The sequence below is a fragment of the Oceanimonas sp. MB9 genome, from assembly GCF_011319775.1.
Taxonomy (GTDB): domain Bacteria; phylum Pseudomonadota; class Gammaproteobacteria; order Enterobacterales; family Aeromonadaceae; genus Oceanimonas; species Oceanimonas doudoroffii.
On the sequence record NZ_VFBE01000001.1, the window covers coordinates 190,863 to 206,058 of the forward strand.

At 61.4% G+C, this 15,196-nt stretch carries 14 protein-coding genes and 1 riboswitch; of the genes, 5 read left to right on the forward strand and 9 right to left on the reverse strand.

What is annotated here, in order from left to right; translation table 11 throughout:
- Positions 1 to 125: 125 nt before the first annotated feature.
- The 3 genes from OJHNALOF_RS00925 to OJHNALOF_RS00935 are packed head-to-tail and all read left to right on the forward strand — an operon-like array spanning position 126 to position 3,385.
- Entirely contained in the window at positions 126 to 1,772 is a 1,647-nt protein-coding gene (locus OJHNALOF_RS00925) for a diguanylate cyclase (protein ID WP_094201012.1), read from the forward strand.
- 9 nt (positions 1,773 to 1,781) lie between these two features.
- Entirely contained in the window at positions 1,782 to 2,963 is a 1,182-nt protein-coding gene (locus OJHNALOF_RS00930; RefSeq protein WP_165660867.1) for a response regulator, read from the forward strand.
- Positions 2,964 to 2,989: 26 nt separating this feature from the next.
- Entirely contained in the window at positions 2,990 to 3,385 is a 396-nt protein-coding gene (locus OJHNALOF_RS00935; RefSeq protein ID WP_165660868.1) for a response regulator, read from the forward strand.
- 44 nt (positions 3,386 to 3,429) lie between these two features.
- Here OJHNALOF_RS00935 and mnhG read toward each other — a convergent pair whose 3' ends face one another.
- From mnhG to polA, 9 genes are all read right to left on the reverse strand, one after another.
- On the reverse strand, positions 3,430 to 3,804 hold the full coding sequence (gene mnhG / locus OJHNALOF_RS00940) for a monovalent cation/H(+) antiporter subunit G (RefSeq protein WP_206063502.1): 375 nt from the start codon (positions 3,802 to 3,804) through the stop codon (positions 3,430 to 3,432).
- Positions 3,794 to 4,069, reverse strand: a complete 276-nt coding sequence (locus tag OJHNALOF_RS00945; protein WP_094201015.1) for a monovalent cation/H+ antiporter complex subunit F — start codon at positions 4,067 to 4,069, stop codon at positions 3,794 to 3,796. Before OJHNALOF_RS00945 ends, mnhG begins: the two co-directional genes overlap by 11 nt.
- Before the next feature lie 4 nt (positions 4,070 to 4,073).
- Positions 4,074 to 4,547 carry a Na+/H+ antiporter subunit E gene (locus OJHNALOF_RS00950; protein WP_094201016.1) on the reverse strand — a complete coding sequence of 158 codons (474 nt, stop codon included), beginning with the start codon at positions 4,545 to 4,547 and terminating at the stop codon, positions 4,074 to 4,076.
- On the reverse strand, positions 4,544 to 6,046 hold the full coding sequence (locus tag OJHNALOF_RS00955; RefSeq protein WP_165660869.1) for a Na+/H+ antiporter subunit D: 1,503 nt from the start codon (positions 6,044 to 6,046) through the stop codon (positions 4,544 to 4,546). The genes OJHNALOF_RS00950 and OJHNALOF_RS00955 overlap by 4 nt, the downstream gene beginning before the upstream one ends.
- Positions 6,043 to 6,390 (reverse strand): Na+/H+ antiporter subunit C, encoded by a 348-nt coding sequence (locus OJHNALOF_RS00960; RefSeq protein WP_094201018.1) that lies wholly within the window; start codon positions 6,388 to 6,390, stop codon positions 6,043 to 6,045. The genes OJHNALOF_RS00955 and OJHNALOF_RS00960 overlap by 4 nt, the downstream gene beginning before the upstream one ends.
- Positions 6,391 to 6,822 carry a Na+/H+ antiporter subunit B gene (locus tag OJHNALOF_RS00965; RefSeq protein WP_094201019.1) on the reverse strand — a complete coding sequence of 144 codons (432 nt, stop codon included), beginning with the start codon at positions 6,820 to 6,822 and terminating at the stop codon, positions 6,391 to 6,393. It lies immediately after the preceding gene.
- Positions 6,819 to 9,116, reverse strand: coding sequence for a putative monovalent cation/H+ antiporter subunit A (locus OJHNALOF_RS00970; RefSeq protein ID WP_165660870.1), 2,298 nt, complete (start codon positions 9,114 to 9,116; stop codon positions 6,819 to 6,821). Before OJHNALOF_RS00970 ends, OJHNALOF_RS00965 begins: the two co-directional genes overlap by 4 nt.
- A 201-nt stretch (positions 9,117 to 9,317) precedes the next feature.
- Positions 9,318 to 10,124, reverse strand: coding sequence for a bifunctional hydroxymethylpyrimidine kinase/phosphomethylpyrimidine kinase (gene thiD / locus OJHNALOF_RS00975; protein WP_165660871.1), 807 nt, complete (start codon positions 10,122 to 10,124; stop codon positions 9,318 to 9,320).
- 35 nt (positions 10,125 to 10,159) lie between these two features.
- A riboswitch (TPP riboswitch) is annotated at positions 10,160 to 10,259 on the reverse strand.
- Positions 10,260 to 10,563: 304 nt separating this feature from the next.
- Positions 10,564 to 13,299 (reverse strand): DNA polymerase I, encoded by a 2,736-nt coding sequence (gene polA / locus OJHNALOF_RS00980; RefSeq protein WP_165660872.1) that lies wholly within the window; start codon positions 13,297 to 13,299, stop codon positions 10,564 to 10,566.
- Between the two features lie 314 nt (positions 13,300 to 13,613).
- On the opposite strand from polA, the gene elbB reads away from it, so the two are divergent.
- Positions 13,614 to 14,261 (forward strand): isoprenoid biosynthesis glyoxalase ElbB, encoded by a 648-nt coding sequence (gene elbB / locus OJHNALOF_RS00985; RefSeq protein ID WP_165660873.1) that lies wholly within the window; start codon positions 13,614 to 13,616, stop codon positions 14,259 to 14,261.
- A gap of 278 nt (positions 14,262 to 14,539) precedes the next feature.
- A complete protein-coding gene (locus tag OJHNALOF_RS00990) occupies positions 14,540 to 15,121 on the forward strand; it encodes a hypothetical protein (RefSeq protein ID WP_165660874.1) in 582 nt (193 codons plus the stop codon).
- Positions 15,122 to 15,196: the final 75 nt, after the last annotated feature.

Genomic DNA, 15,196 nt, shown 5'->3' on the forward strand with positions numbered 1-15,196 from the left:
CGTTCCTTGTTGCAATGAGGGGGCGCCGGAAAAACCGGTCCCGCATGAAACTCTATCAGCATATACTAATCACAACCACGCAGACGGAATGGATTGGTATTTGATTAACGCCAAAGGAATCAACCATGACTGACACCGGCCCCCTGGAACAGCACCTGGCCCGCCTCAGCGCCCGTTTCACCGAGCGCACCACCGAGCAGCTGACCGAGCAACTGGAGGCGCTGCGCGCATGGCGGCCCGGAATTCCTCATCAGTCCTTGCAGGACGCACTGATCCAACTACTGCACCGGCTCGCCGGTTCGGCCGGCACCTTTGGCCAGGCCGAACTCGGGCGGCAGGCGGCCGGGCTGGAACAACGCCTGAAAACGGAGCACACCGACCCCGCCCAGGCCGGCCTGATGATCAGCGAGCTGACCGTCGAGCTGGAGCAGCTATTACAGCTGCTGGGCAAGCCTCTGCCGCCCGCGGCCGTGACCGCCACTTCCCCCAGCCTGCCGCTGGCCGACGGCACCAGTGAATTGCTGGTGCTGGGTGCCGACCTGGCTGAACTGGCCGCCGCCCTGAAGCAATACGGCTTCGCCACTCGGCATGAGCAACAGCTCGACACCCTGCCCGCCTCCTGCTGGCACGAACACGGCATCATCATCACCCGCAGCCAGCACCTGCAGGAGGTGTCGGAGTGGAACCGATACAGGGCCAGCCGGGCCGGCAAGACACCCGCCCCCCTGCTGTGCGCCGGCGCCGAGCAGGATTTTTCCACCCGTTACCGCCTGGCGGAGCTGGGCGTGGATGGCCTGTTCCCCCTGCCCGTGGACGTTCCGGCCCTAGCCGAACGCATTGAACAGCTGAACCGGGAACATCAGCAGCATGATCAGGCCAGGGTATTGCTGATGGACGATGACGAAGAGCTGGCCGAACACTACCGTTTGGTGCTGACCGAGGCCGGCATGGAAGTCAGGGTGCTCAACCGACCCTACAACATGATGAGTACCCTGGCCGAGTTTCACCCCGATATTCTGCTGATGGACATACACATGCCACCCTATTCGGGCACCACCCTGGCGCGCATGATTCGCTTTGAGCCTCAATGGCTGAGCCTGCCGATCATTTATCTGTCATCGGAGCAGGACCGGGAGCGACAGCTCAGCGCCCTGGCCCAGGGCGCCGATGAATTCATCACCAAGCCCATTTCCGACTCGCTGCTGATCCGCACCGTGAGCATTCTCTGTCACCGGGCCCGGCAGCTGTCCCGGCTGCTGGCCCGGGACGGGCTCACCGGCTTGCTCAACCACTCGCACAGCAAACAGGCGCTGAGCCAGGAGCACGCTCGAGTTCAGCGCATGGGCCACCACACCATGGTGGCCATGCTCGACCTGGATCACTTCAAAAAGGTCAACGACAATCATGGCCACGCCACCGGCGACCGGGTAATCAACACCCTGGCCCACCTGCTGCAACGACGGCTACGCAAAACCGACAGCCTGGGGCGCTATGGCGGTGAGGAGTTCGTAGCGGTTCTGCCCGAATGCGATGCCCAGCAGGCTCGCACCCTGTTCGAGCAAATTTGCCACGACTTTGCCGCCCTGAAATTTCGAGGACAAGAGCAGGAATTCGGCGTTACCGTCAGTGTGGGCCTGGCCTGCCTGAATGACTTTACCACCGCCGAGGAAGCACTGAGCGCGGCGGATCAGGCCCTGTATGAACGAAAGAGACTCGGCCGAAACGGTGTCACCGACTATGCTGTAATCAGTGCTCACAAGCCCAGGGTGTAGGTACCACGCGTGAATGTACTGCTGCTTGAAGACGATTACCTGATTGCCGATCTGGTGGAAACCGTGATGCTCGGCCTGTCGGCCAAGGCCAGGGTCAGGCATTGCGCCAGCCTGGCAGACGCCAAGGCGGCCTGGCAGAAATTACCGGCGAGCCTGGTACTGTGCGACTGGCACCTGCCCGACGGCTGCGGCCTGGAGCTGATCAAGCTGATCCGCAAGACCGACAAGCACACGCCGGTGATCGTTATCAGTGCCAGTGCCGACAGAGACAGTGTCAGGGTGGCCCTGCATCACGGCATTAACGACTTCATCGCCAAGCCCTTTGATCTGCCCATGCTGCAAAAGCGGCTGCAGGCCGTAATCGCCGACGCCAGTGCCCGGGCAGAATCCATCGACGACAACACCGACCTCTCCGAAACATCCGACGTCCCTTCGGTGGAGGAATGGCTGGAGCAGGCGCTCAGTGAGAAACTGCAATTGCCTGGTGCCCTGGACAACGACAAGGTGCTGCCACTGCTCAGTCGCATCGACGAGCTGAGCACCGCCGAACTCACCACCACCTGGAAGAACGAAACCGCCCTGGTTACCCGGCTGCTGAAACTGGCCAACAGCGCCTCGCTGCGCCGCAGCGGCAAGCCGGTCTCGCGTCTGGATGAAGCCATCATCACCCTGGGCATCTCCCAGTCGCTGAACTGTGCCCTGGCCATGAGCCTCGACATTTCCGGTGCCTTGACCCACGCCGAGTTCAGTGAGCAGGCACAACAGCATCAGGCCATCGCCGAGCAGGTGGCCGCCATCGCCCGTAACATGGCCCTGAGCGTGGACACAGACGGCGCCAGCTGCCACACTGCCGGCCTGCTCAGCCGCTGTGGCGAGCTGGCGGTACTGCGCACCCTGCAGCAATACCTGGACCAGGGCGGCACGCTGAATGCTGGCCAGGCGGAGACCTTGCTGCAGCAATGGGGCCCCCGCTATGGCAACCGGCTCAAGATTCAGTGGGGGCTGCCCCTGCCGTTGAGGGAACTGATTGGCGCCGTACACATGGCACCCGCTCACGCCACCCGCAAGGCCCCCACCATCATGCATCTGGCCGGTCTGTGTGTGGCCTCAAAGCTGTACGGTACCGACACCGAACGGCTGCTGCAGCGTGTTGGGCTGGATCCGGAAAAATGGCTGAACCAGCCCGACTGACCCCCCACCAAGCCCAAGGAAAGGATATGCCACAACACCAGGAACCCCGCCGCGTTCTTTACGTGGAAGACGACGACGACATTCGTGAAATCGCCCGGCTGGCGCTGGAAGTCGTGGGAGAATTTGAAGTGATGCTGTGCGCCTCGGGGGAAGACGCCGTGGCCGGAGCCGCGGCCTTCAACCCCGATATCATACTGCTGGATGTGATGATGCCGGGCATGGACGGCCCTTCAACCCTCACCGCCCTTCGCCGGCAGCCGGCCCTGGAGAAAATTCCGGTGGCCTTTATGACCGCCAAAATCCAGCCGCGAGAAATTGCCGCCTACAAGGCCATGGGTGCCGTTGAGGTGATCGCCAAACCCTTTGACCCCATGACCCTGTCCGAGCAGATTCGCACTATCTGGCACACGGCCAGGGCATAGGCCATCAACGGCATTGCTGCGCGGGAGCTTGCCCGCGCTCTCTATCAGTCATCCCGCTTGCGGGCGGAGCTGCCGAGCTGGTGGGTCTTGAGATCGTAACGCTCCTTGATCACGTCCTTGACCGTGCCTTCCCACAGCCGAATGCCCACAAAATAGCCGGCCCGGGCCAGTACATGAGCCGCCACCGGTGCCGTCATGATCACGAACACCACCACCGCCAGCGCCCTTACCACGACACTGACCTCGGGAAAATACACCGCAAAACCGCAGGCCAGCAGCCCGGCTCCCAGGGCACCGGCCTTGCTGGTGGCGTGCATACGGGTCAGCAGATCGGGCATGCGAATAATGCCGATGCCGGCCAGCAACATCAGGAAAGAGCCCAGCAGCAGAAACAGGCTGGTAATCATCTCAGTCATCATCGCGCTGGCCTCCCCGCTCCAGGTAGCGGGCAAAGCCCACCGCCGCCATAAAGGAGGTGAGCGCCAGCACGATCACCACATCTATCAGTGCCGGTGTGTCGTAGGCAATGCTGTACACCAGAATAAATCCGATGGTCAGCGAGGCGATCACCTCGAGCGCCACCACCCGATCCGGCAGGGTGGGGCCGATCAGCAACCGCACCGTGGCCAGCACCAGGCCCAGGCTGAGAAAGACAAACGACAGGGTCAGGGCAAGTTCAAACATGGGCTCATCCCAGCAAATCGATAACACGGGCCTCAAGGGCCTTGAATTCCGCCAGCTGGCGGGACTCGTCTTCCAGGTACATCAGGTGCACATAGAGCACCTTGCGATCACTCGACACGTCCAGGGTCAGGGAGCCCGGGGTGGCGGTGATCAGGTTGGCCAGAATGGTAATGCCGCCTTCGTCCTTTAAGTCCAGTGGAATGGCGATCACCCCCGGCCGCATCAGGTGCGTCGGGGTCAACACGTCGTAGGCCACACGGGCATTGGACTTGATCAAGTCCCAGATAAAGAACAGCACGAAATTGACGATACGCGGCGCCTTGCCCAGGTAACGAGCAAAGGTGGGTTTGTCTCGACCCACATAGGCCAACACCAGGTAACTGAGCAGAATACCGATCACCAGATTGCTGATGGTATAGGTGCCCGACAACACCACCCAGGCCATGGCCAGCAGCATGTTCCATCCAAAGGCTTTCATTGGCTTCCTCCCAGCACCGCTTCAATATAGCCCGCCGGCGACAGCAGCTGCTCCGCCGTGGCCATGGCCAGCTGCACAAACCACTCGGCGCCAAAGCCGATGGTCAGGGTGATCAGCGCCAGCACCACGATGGGCCCGTACAGCACATACAGGTGCGGATCCTGCTGCCCGCGCAGTGGCTTGGCCTCGTCGGGCAGTCCCTTCCAGAAGGCCTCGGCCCAGATTTTGACCATGGAATACAGGGTCAGCAGGCCCACGATCAGCGCCATGGCCACCATCAGCCAGTGGCCTTCAAGCACACCCGCCTTGAGCACCGTGAACTTGGCAAAAAAGCCCGACAGCGGCGGCAGCCCCGCCAGCGACATGGCCGGAATCATAAACAGGGCCGCCAGCCAGGGTGCCGAGCGGTACAGGCCCCCCAGCCGGGACAGATCATAACTGCCGTGATAGCGGTACATGACCCCGCTCACCAGGAACAGGTTGGTCTTCACGATAATATGATGAAAGATGTAAAACACGCCGCCGGCCACCGCCAGCGGCGTGAACAGCGCCAGTCCCACCAGCATATAGCCTATCTGGCTGATGATGTGAAAGGAGAGAATGCGCCGCACCTCGAACTGGGCCGCCGCCCCCAGTACCCCGGTCACCATGGTGAAAATGCCCATGGCCATCAGCACGGTGCCGTGGGTAAAGCCGGTGTCCTGCACGAAGATCAGGCTGAACACTCGGTACAGGGCATAAACCCCCACCTTGGTGAGCAGGCCGGCAAACACCGCCGAGATCGCCACCGGCGGGGTGTGGTAGGACGCCGGCAGCCAGAAAAACAGCGGAAAGGCCGCCGCCTTGATGCCAAAGGCCACCAGGAACAACATGGCGATCACCGTCACCAGGCCGGACTGCTCGGGACCGTTCAGCTTCACCGCCAGATCCGCCATGTTCAGGGTGCCGGCATAGCCGTAAAGCAGGCCCACGGCGGTCAGGAACATGGCCGAGGAGATCAGGTTGAGGGTGACATACTTGATGGCCCCCTCCATCTGTGCCCGCTCGCCGCCCAGTATCATCAGGCCAAAGGAGGCGATCAGCAGGATCTCGAACCACACATAGAGGTTGAAGATATCGCCGGTAAGAAAGGCCCCGGTCACCCCCGCCAGCATCAGGTGCAGCAGCGGGTAATAGCCAAAGGCCTCGTGGCTGCGGGTCATGGTGGCCAGGGAATACACCGCCACCGCCAGGCCGATCACCCCGGTCACCACCACCATAATGGCGCTGAGCAAGTCCGCCACCAGGGTGATGCCGTAAGGCGCGGGCCAGCTGCCCATATAGGCCACCTGAATGCCGTCGTGCTGCACCTTGTGCAGCAGCACCAGGGACGCCACCAGCAGGCCGGCCCCCGACAGCACTGAAATCCAGCGCTGTACCAACCGCCAACGCCAGCAGGTCAGGCACAGGGCCCCGGCCAGCATGGGAATAAGAATGGGTATAATAACTTCTGCTTTCACGAATCCGTGCTCTTCATCTCGTTGACATCGTCGGCGCCAATCACTTCATAGGCCCGGTGAATCAGTACCACGGCAAAGGCCAGCACCCCGAAGCTGATCACGATGGCGGTGAGGATCAACGCCTGGGGCAGCGGGTCGGCAATGGCGCCCACCGGCTGGTACAGGCCTTCCGGAATCAGCGGCGGGGCTCCCCGCACCAGGCCGCCGCTGGTGAAGATCAGCAGGTTGGCGGCGTTGGACAGAATAATCAGCCCGATCACCAGTTTGACCACGCTGCGCCGCAGCATCATAAACAGGGCGGTGGCGTACAGGCCGCCCACCACAAAGGCAAACAGGTTTTCCATTTATTCCTCCACCTTTGCCAGGGACAGCATGATGGTAGTGACCACGCCGACCACCACCAGAAACACGCCGATATCAAAAAACAGCGGTGTACTCAGCTTGAGCTCACCCAGCCCCGGCACATACAGCGACCACCACTGGCTGGACAGAAACGGCTGGCCGTTGAACACCATGCCCACGGTGCCGCTGACCAAAGCCAGCAACAGGCCGCAGCCCATCAGCAGCTGGCTTTCCACCCCCATCAGCTTGCGGGTGCTGCCGGCATCAAAGGCAAACAGGTGCAGGGCAAAGGCCCCGGACGCCACCAGCCCGGCGATGAAACCGCCACCGGGCTCATTGTGGCCACGCAGCAGCAAAAACACCGAAAACAGGAACAGCAACGGCACCAGAAAACGAGTGGCGGTCTGCAGAATCAGCGACGAACCGGAGATCATCGGTAGTCCTCCCAGCGAAAGCGGATCATGGCGTTAACGCCGATGGCGGCCAGGGCCAGTACGAAAATTTCCCCCAGGGTATCCAGCGCCCGGTAATCCACCAGGATAACGTTGACGATATTGCGACCGTGGGCCACCTCATAGCTGTTGGCCACTAGGTAGTCACTGATGCCCTCGCCCAGGGAAGACTGGTTCACGGTCAGTACCATCATGGTCACCAGCACGCCAAAGACCCCGGCCACGGCGGCGTCGCGCCAGCGGGTACGGACGCTGGACAGATCCTGAAAACCGGGCAGGCGGAACAACACCAGCACCAGCAGGATCACCGTCAGGGTCTCTACCAGCACCTGGGTGATGGCCAGATCCGGCGCGCTGAAGAACACGTAGATCAGTGCCATGGCAAAGCCCAGCACGCCCACCGCCGCCACCGAGCCCAGCCGCAGATGGGTGGCACTGGCATACACCACGGCCACCAGCATCAGCAGGCTGATCACTACCTCATACAGACGCACGCCCTCGAACGACAGTGAATACACAAAGGCGTCGTGAGCCCAGAAGGCATACACCAGCAGGCCGATGGCGGTGATCAGTATGGTCAGAATGTAGTTGGTCATGTAGCCGTTCTGCAGCCATTGCGTCTGCCAGCGGGACAGCCGCACCAGGCCGTCCATCATGTTTTCATAGCCCCGCTCGGGACCATAAGACAGCGGATAAATGACCTTGCCCAGGGGCTGGTACACGCGGTCCCAGCCACGGTAGAGCAGGCCACCGGCCACCAGGGCGGCGGCGCTGAACAACAGCGGCAGGTTGATGCCGTGCCACAGCGCCAGATCCAGATCGGCGGCTTGAGTGCCGCTGATGGCGGTGACCGCCGCCGCCAGCAGTGGCTCTGCCAGTCCGGGCACCAGCCCCAGCACCAGACTCAGGGTTGCCAGTACGCTGAACCCCAGGCGCAGGGCCAGCGGTGCCTCGTGGGGCGCCTTGGGAGTGGGCTTGAGGGCGCCAAAGAAGGGCTTGATCGCCACCTGGGCACTGGCGGCCACGATGCAAACCGCGGTGATCAGCGCCAGCAGGGTCAGCAGCAGCGGCAGCGACGCTGCCCCCAGCGCCGCCTCGAACATCAGCTCCTTGGCGATAAAGCCAAACAGCGGCGGAATGCCCGCCAGCGACAGCGCCGCCAGCCACAGAAACCACGCCGTTTGCGGCATGTGGGCACGCAGGCCGCCCAGCTCGCGCACGTCCTTGGTGCCGGTGGCGTGATCCAGGGTGCCGGCGGCCATAAACAGGGCGCCCTTGTACAGGGCGTGGGCCAGCAAAAACACCATGGCCGCCTTCAGCGCCACCGGGGTACCGATGCCGATCAGCATGGTCAGGGTGCCCAGGGCCATCACGGTGGAAAAGGCCAGAATGCGCTTGAGATCCGTGCTGCACACCGACATCACCGCCCCCACCGTCATGGTCACGGCACCAAACAGCGACAGTGCCAGCAGCCAGGCGTCGCTGCCCGCCATCACCGGCTGCAGCCGGGCCATCAGAAAGACCCCGGCCTTGACCATGGTGGCCGAGTGCAGGTAGGCGCTCACCGGGGTGGGCGCGGCCATGGCGTTGGGCAGCCAGAAATGGAATGGGGTCTGGGCCGACTTGGTAAAACACCCCGCCAGCACCAGCACCATCATCGGCAGGAACAACCCGTGCTGCTGCAGTGCCGCCCCTTGCGCCAACACCTCGCGTAGCTCAAAGCTGCCGGCCATCCAGCCCAGCATAATCAGCCCGGTCATCAGCGCCAGGCCACCACCCATGGTGACAAACAGCCCCTGCAGCGCCGCCTTGCGGGCTTTTTCCTGCTCGTGGTTAAAGCCGATCAGCAGGTAGGAGGTAATGCTGGTCAGCTCCCAGAATACAAACAGGCCGATAAGGTTGCTGCACAGCACCACCCCCAGCATGGCACTCATAAAGGCCAGCAGGTACATCATCAACTTGTGCCTGTCCGGGTTGCCTTCCAGGTAGCGACCGGCGTAAATCAGAATAAAGGTACCAATGCCGGTGATCAGCAGGGCGAACATCAGGCTCAGGCCATCCAGCAGAAAGCTGAGGCTGACGTTCAGGCTGGGAATCCAGTCGTAATAAAAGTGCACCACCTCGCCCCCGGTCACCCGGGGCCAGAAGCTCGCAAAATAGCCAAACAGGGCGGCCGGCAGGGCGGCCAGGCACCAGCCGATGTGCTTACCCAGTAAAGGGCTCAAACGCGGCACCAGAGCGGCCAGAATAAAACCTGCCAGAACGGCAACAAGCATACGCAAGGCTCCTTACAAAGCCCCTGGAAGGGCATCAGGATCGGCGAAAAATAAAGGAGAGACTCTGTAGAGCAGACTATAGCAGTGAAGTAATTGGATTAACTATCAGTAAGTTAATCAATTTTTTTATTGGTTATTAGCGCTGAAATACTACAAGCCGCCCCGGCCCGGCGCAAGGGGACCGGGGCGATAATGCCGGGGTCAGCGGGCAAAAAAGTGCTCTACCGGTCCCCGACCCTGGCCGATTTTGAGGCGAGCACCGGCCTCGATGGCGCGCTCGATATAGTGCTTGGCCGAGGCCACCGCCAGCTCCAGCTCCAGGCCCTGGGCCAGGTAGGACGCCAGGGCACCGGACAGGGTGCAGCCGGTGCCATGGGTGTTGGTGGTGATCACCCTGGGGGTGTCAAAGCAGCGCATGCCATCGCCATGCAACAGCCAGTCGGGGCTGCGCGGCTCCTGCTGCAAAAAGCCGCCCTTGAGCAGCACCGCCCGGCATTTCAGCTCCTTCAGGGCCGCGAGCAACGGCTCGACCTCGCGCAGCGAGGCCGGTACCTGGCGATCGGTCAGGCAGGCCGCTTCCGGCAGGTTGGGGGTGATCACATCCGCCAGGGGCAACAGCCGCTGCTTCAGGCTTTGCACCGCCTCCGGAGCCAGCAGCATGTCGCCGTTGGCGCTGACCATCACCGGATCCACCACCAGATGCCGGGGCCGGTATTGTTCCAGGGCATCGGCCACGGTGTTGATGGTGTCGACGTCGCCCAGCATGCCCACCTTGACCGCCGCCACCGGCAAATCGCCGAACACGGCATCGAGCTGGGCGCGAATAATGTCCTGAGGAATGGGGTGCACCGCAGACACGCCACGGGTGTTTTGGGCGGTAATGGCGGTGAGCACCGAACAGGCATAGCCACCGGTGGCGGAAATGGCCTTGATGTCGGCCTGAACACCGGCACCGCCGCCGCTGTCGGAGCCGGCAATGGAGAGAATAATGGCTTTGCTGCTGTGCATGTCCTTATGGTCCTCGTGAGGCGGGGAACCTCATCGGACATCTGCCGCCGGTTCCCTACGCCAGTATCAACTGGATCAGGTTCAACGGGTTCGGCGCCTTGCCGTCTCAGCCTTGCGGCTCCCCGACCAATGGCCCGATGATAACCAGCCCTTCCCCCAAATGCCAGCGGAGGCCCTGAACGGTTTTCGGCAGCAAAACTGTAACCTTTTTACAAAAAATTAATTTTGTATACAAGTTACAGGGAATTCTGAAACAGGCAAAAAAAACGCCTTCAGCAGTCATGCTGAAGGCGGCCTGAGCAGTCACGTATCGAATGCACAAATGAAAGTCAGACAGGGATGTCCCTGCCTCTGTACCTGAAGCTACTTTACTCTCGAACCGAGGCCGAGAAAAGCCCCAATCCGTAATTTTATTTCATTTCTGTTTTTTTACACCAGATCAGTGAGCCTGATCCCAGTTGTCTCCCACCCCGGCTTCCACCAGCAGGGGCACATCCAGGGTGGCCGCCTGCTGCATCAGTGCACAGATGTTCTCTCGGTAGGCGTCCACCTTGTCTTCACGAATTTCAAACACCAGTTCATCGTGCACCTGCATCAGCATGCGCACTTCGCCCTCGGGCAACCTGGTCAGCCAGTCACTCACCCGCACCATGGCCTTCTTGATAATGTCGGCGGCGGTACCCTGCATGGGCGCATTGATGGCCGCCCGTTCGGCGCCCTTGCGCCGAGCGCCGTTTTTGGACTTGATCTCAGGCAGGTAGAGCCGGCGGCCGAACAGGGTGGATACATAGCCACGCTCGCTGGCCTGCTCCCGCGTGTCTTCCATGTAGCGCAGCACGCCCGGATAGCGTTCGAAGTAGATGTTCATATAGTCCTGGGCCTCGTTACGGCCAATGCCCAGCTGACGCGCCAGGCCAAAGGCGCTCATGCCGTAGATCAGGCCAAAGTTGATGGCCTTGGCCCGGCGACGCTGCTCGGTGCTGACCTCATCCACCGGCACGCCAAATACCTCGGCGGCGGTGGCACGGTGAATGTCCTGGCCATGGGCAAAGGCATCGAGCAACCCCTTGTCCTGAGACAGGTGCGCCATGATGCGCAGCTCAATCTGGGAGTAGTCCGCCGCCACCAGCTTGTAGCCGGGCTCGGCCACAAAGGCCTGGCGAATGCGGCGACCTTCGGTGGTGCGAATGGGAATGTTCTGCAGGTTGGGATCCGACGACGACAACCGCCCGGTGGCGGTGTTGGCCTGATGATAGGAGGTATGAATACGGCCGCTGTGCTCGTTGACCATTTGCGGCAGCTTGTCGGTATAGGTGGACTTGAGCTTGCTCAGGGCCCGGTATTCCATCAGCAGTTTGGGCAGGGGGTAATCCAGCGCCAGCTCCTGCAGCACTTCCTCGGCGGTGGACGGCGCGCCCTTGGGGGTTTTCTTGATCACCGGCAGTTCCAGCTTGGTGAACAGGATCTCACCCAGCTGCTTGGTGGAGCTCAGGTTGAAGGGCTCGCCGGCAAGCTCATGGGCTTCCAGCTCCAGCTCCTTGAGTCGTTTGGCGATCTCGTCGCTCTGGGTGGCCAGCAGCTTGCCGTCGATACGCACGCCGGTGTATTCCATGCTGGCCAGAATCGACACCAGGGGCAGCTCGATGTCGTTGAATACGCTTTGCAGGTCGGGCTCGGCGGCCAGTTTTTCCGCCAGGTGGTGGTGCAGCCGCAGGGTAATGTCGGCGTCTTCCGCCGCATAGGGGCCGGCCTGCTCCAGGGGGATCTGGTTAAAGGTCAGCTGCTTGGCACCCTTGCCGGCGATAGATTCAAACGACGTGGTGGTGTGGTTGAGAAAGAACGCCGCCATGCTGTCCATGTCGTGCCGGGTCTGCACCGAATTCAGCGCGTAGGACTCCAGCATGGTGTCGAGCAGGGCGCCTTTCAGCTCTATGCCGTGGTTTTTCAGCACGTTAATGTCGTACTTGAGGTTTTGCCCCAGCTTGATGCGGCTGTCGTCTTCCAGCAGCGGCTTGAGCGCCCCCAGCACGGCCTCTTCACTGAGTTGTTCGGGCGCATCCAGGTAGTCGTGGCCAAAGGGCACATAGGCGGCCTGGCCCGCTTCCACCGCGAATGACACGCCGACCACTCGGGCATCCCGGTAATTGAGGCTGGTGGTTTCGGTATCAAAGGCGAACAGCGGCGCGGCCTTGAGCCGGGCGATCCATTCGTCCAGTTGCGCCTGCTCGGTGATCGTCTGATAGTCGGTTGCCAGCGCCGGGGCAGCCGGTGCCTGTTCCTGCTCGTCGCCGGAATCCAGCTCGGCCAGCAGGTTGCGGAATTCAAATTCCTGATACAGGGCGCGCAGGGCCTCTACATTCGGCTCCGCCTGTTGCAGCTCGGCCGGGCCCACCTGCAGCGCCACATCGGTCTTGATGGTGGCCAGGGTGTAGGACAGCCGCACCTGTTCCTCATGCTCGGCAAACTTGGCGGCAAAAGACTTGGATCCGCGAAAGCCCAGCTCGGCGATTTTGTCGGTATGGGCGGCAATGTCGTCGATGGAGCCCAGCCCCTGCAGCAGCGCCAGCGCGGTCTTCTCGCCCACGCCGGGCATGCCGGGAATGTTGTCGACCTTGTCCCCTACCAGCGCCAGCAGATCGATGATCAACTCCGGCGGCACGCCGAACTTTTCCACCACGCCGTCCCGATCGAGAAAGCTGTTTTTCATGGTGTCCATCAGCAGCACATGATTCGACACCAACTGGGCCATGTCCTTGTCGCCGGTGCTGATCACCACGTCCAGCTGCTGCTCGGTGGCCTGCCGGGCCAGGGTGCCAATGACGTCGTCTGCCTCTACCCCTTCCTCGATCAGCAACGGCAGCCCCATGGCGCGAATAATGTCGTGAATGGGCTTAATCTGTTCGCGCAGATCGTCGGGCATGGACGGCCGCTGGGCCTTGTATTCCGGATAGATGTCATCACGAAAGGTCTTGCCCTTGGCATCGAACACCACCGCCACACGAGACTCGGGAAACTGTTTGTGCAGGCTGCGCAGCATGTTGGTGACCACACGAATGGCACCGGTGGGGCGACCATCGCTGGTGCGCAGATCCGCCTGCTGAGAGGCGAAATAGGCACGATAGAGGTAGGAAGATCCATCGACCAGGATCAGGGGTTTGGCAGGAATGGCAACCATGGCGTCTTTCTCGTTGATACGTTGGCCGCTAGCATGCCACAGCGGGCCGCCGGACTCCACGCCGGCGCCGGATCCTGCCTGTGGATAACTCTGTGGAGGCAGGATCCGAAGCAGATCCGAAAAATAAAAACAAAACCTTTTGGATCATAAACTTACATTTTGATCTCACGGCTTGATAAGGGATCGGAGAATGTGGAAAATCGACAGACAAGGCAATGTGCACAATTCTTAACCGGATTAATGCTAGCACAGTTTTGCCCGGTCAAGGCGACCTGAATCACAAAGTCCGACTCGTTCAACCAAAGGAGAGCGAAATGAAAAAAGTTGCCGTAATTCTGAGCGGCTGTGGCGTATACGACGGCGCGGAAATTCACGAGGCCGTGCTGTGCCTGCTGCACCTGGCCCGCAACGGTGCCCGCTACCAGTGCTTTGCCCCGGATCAATCCCAGCACCATGTGATCGATCACCGCACCGGCGAGGAAAGCGGCGAGCGGCGCAACGTGCTGACCGAAGCCGCCCGCATCGCCCGGGGCGACATTCAGCCCCTGAGCGAGCTGAACGCCGACGACTTTGACGCCCTGCTGCTGCCCGGCGGCTTTGGCGCCGCCAAAAACCTGTGCAATTTCGCCTTTGAGGGCGACGCCTGTGACGTCAACCACGAAGTGCTGGCCGCCTGCCGGGCCTTTGCCAAGGCCCGCAAGCCCGCCGGCTATTGCTGCATTGCCCCCGTGCTGATGCCCCGGGTCTACCCGGCCGGGGTCAAGGGCACCATAGGCACAGACGCCGCCGTGGCCGAGGCCTTTGCCGCCATGGGCGGCGAACACATCGGCTGCGCCGTGACCGACGTGGTGGAAGACGCGCATTATCAGGTGATTTCCACTCCCGCCTATATGCTGGCCCAAAACATTACCGAGGCCGACACCGGCATTGGCAAACTGGTCAAGCGACTACTGGAAATGTAAATTCAACGAAGCATGAATGAGCGCAGCAGCTCAAACACGGATAAAAAAAGGGCCGGCATTAAGCCGGCCTAAAAACTCTGGAAGCAATGTGAGCAATGTCGTGCCTTCGCAAGCTGCCTGTGCCCTACGTCTGAATGGGAGGCTGTGTTCGGAAAGCAAGGTAACGATAATCGTTATCATTTGTTCTTGCAACCCCTTTTTATCCCTTTCGAGCATTTTTTGCTCCCTGCCTTTGCCGCCCCCTTGGCTACACTGAGAAAAAACCTGCGGAGTACACCATGAACAAGCACTGGTTATGGGCCGGGCTGTTGTTGCCGGGCCTGCTGCTGGCCGATGATGCCGAAATTCGGCGGGCCATAGAGGAAGGCACCCGTGCCTACGAGGCCGGGGAATGGTCTCAGGCCGCTTCCCAATTCGATTATGCCGCTACCCTGGTACGCCAGCTGCAGGCCGGCCAGCTGGGTGAACTGTTTCCCGTCCCCCTGCCCGGCTGGCAGGCGGAAGACGCCGATACCCAGGCCGCCTCAGCAACGCTCTTTGGCGGTGGCATTCACGCCTCGCGCCAGTACCACAAGGACAACGCCCGGCTGGAAATGACCATCGCCAAAAATTCCCCCCTGCTGCAGACCATGGCCATGCTGTTTACCAATCCCAGCATGGCCACCATGAGCGGCTACAAGGTGCGCCGCATCAATGGCCAGAGCGCCATGGTCAAGGAGGAAGGAGACAGCAAGGAACTGATGATGCTGGTGGCCAACACCACCCTGGTGCAGCTGAGCGGCCGCGGCAGCGAGCTGGCCATGGCGGATCTGGAGGCCTACGCCGGTGCGCTGGACATCAAGGCTCTGTCGGCGCTGTGACAGTTGGTGAGGAGTGAGGGGTGAGGGGTGAGGGGTGAGGCGTGAACTCCAGTGAGACAACACCTCTCTCTTCTC

Bases quoted from the DNA above. Each gene is read 5' to 3' on its own strand.
- OJHNALOF_RS00925 (WP_094201012.1), top strand. From the start codon at position 126: ATGACTGACACCGGCCCCCTGGAACAGCACCTGGCCCGCCTCAGCGCC.
- OJHNALOF_RS00935 (WP_165660868.1), top strand. From the start codon at position 2,990: ATGCCACAACACCAGGAACCCCGCCGCGTTCTTTACGTGGAAGACGAC.
- mnhG (WP_206063502.1), bottom strand. From the start codon at position 3,804: ATGATGACTGAGATGATTACCAGCCTGTTTCTGCTGCTGGGCTCTTTC.
- OJHNALOF_RS00945 (WP_094201015.1), bottom strand. From the start codon at position 4,069: ATGTTTGAACTTGCCCTGACCCTGTCGTTTGTCTTTCTCAGCCTGGGC.
- OJHNALOF_RS00950 (WP_094201016.1), bottom strand. From the start codon at position 4,547: ATGAAAGCCTTTGGATGGAACATGCTGCTGGCCATGGCCTGGGTGGTG.
- OJHNALOF_RS00960 (WP_094201018.1), bottom strand. From the start codon at position 6,390: ATGGAAAACCTGTTTGCCTTTGTGGTGGGCGGCCTGTACGCCACCGCC.
- OJHNALOF_RS00965 (WP_094201019.1), bottom strand. From the start codon at position 6,822: ATGATCTCCGGTTCGTCGCTGATTCTGCAGACCGCCACTCGTTTTCTG.
- OJHNALOF_RS00970 (WP_165660870.1), bottom strand. From the start codon at position 9,116: ATGCTTGTTGCCGTTCTGGCAGGTTTTATTCTGGCCGCTCTGGTGCCG.
- thiD (WP_165660871.1), bottom strand. From the start codon at position 10,124: ATGCACAGCAGCAAAGCCATTATTCTCTCCATTGCCGGCTCCGACAGC.
- polA (WP_165660872.1), bottom strand. From the start codon at position 13,299: ATGGTTGCCATTCCTGCCAAACCCCTGATCCTGGTCGATGGATCTTCC.
- elbB (WP_165660873.1), top strand. From the start codon at position 13,614: ATGAAAAAAGTTGCCGTAATTCTGAGCGGCTGTGGCGTATACGACGGC.
- OJHNALOF_RS00990 (WP_165660874.1), top strand. From the start codon at position 14,540: ATGAACAAGCACTGGTTATGGGCCGGGCTGTTGTTGCCGGGCCTGCTG.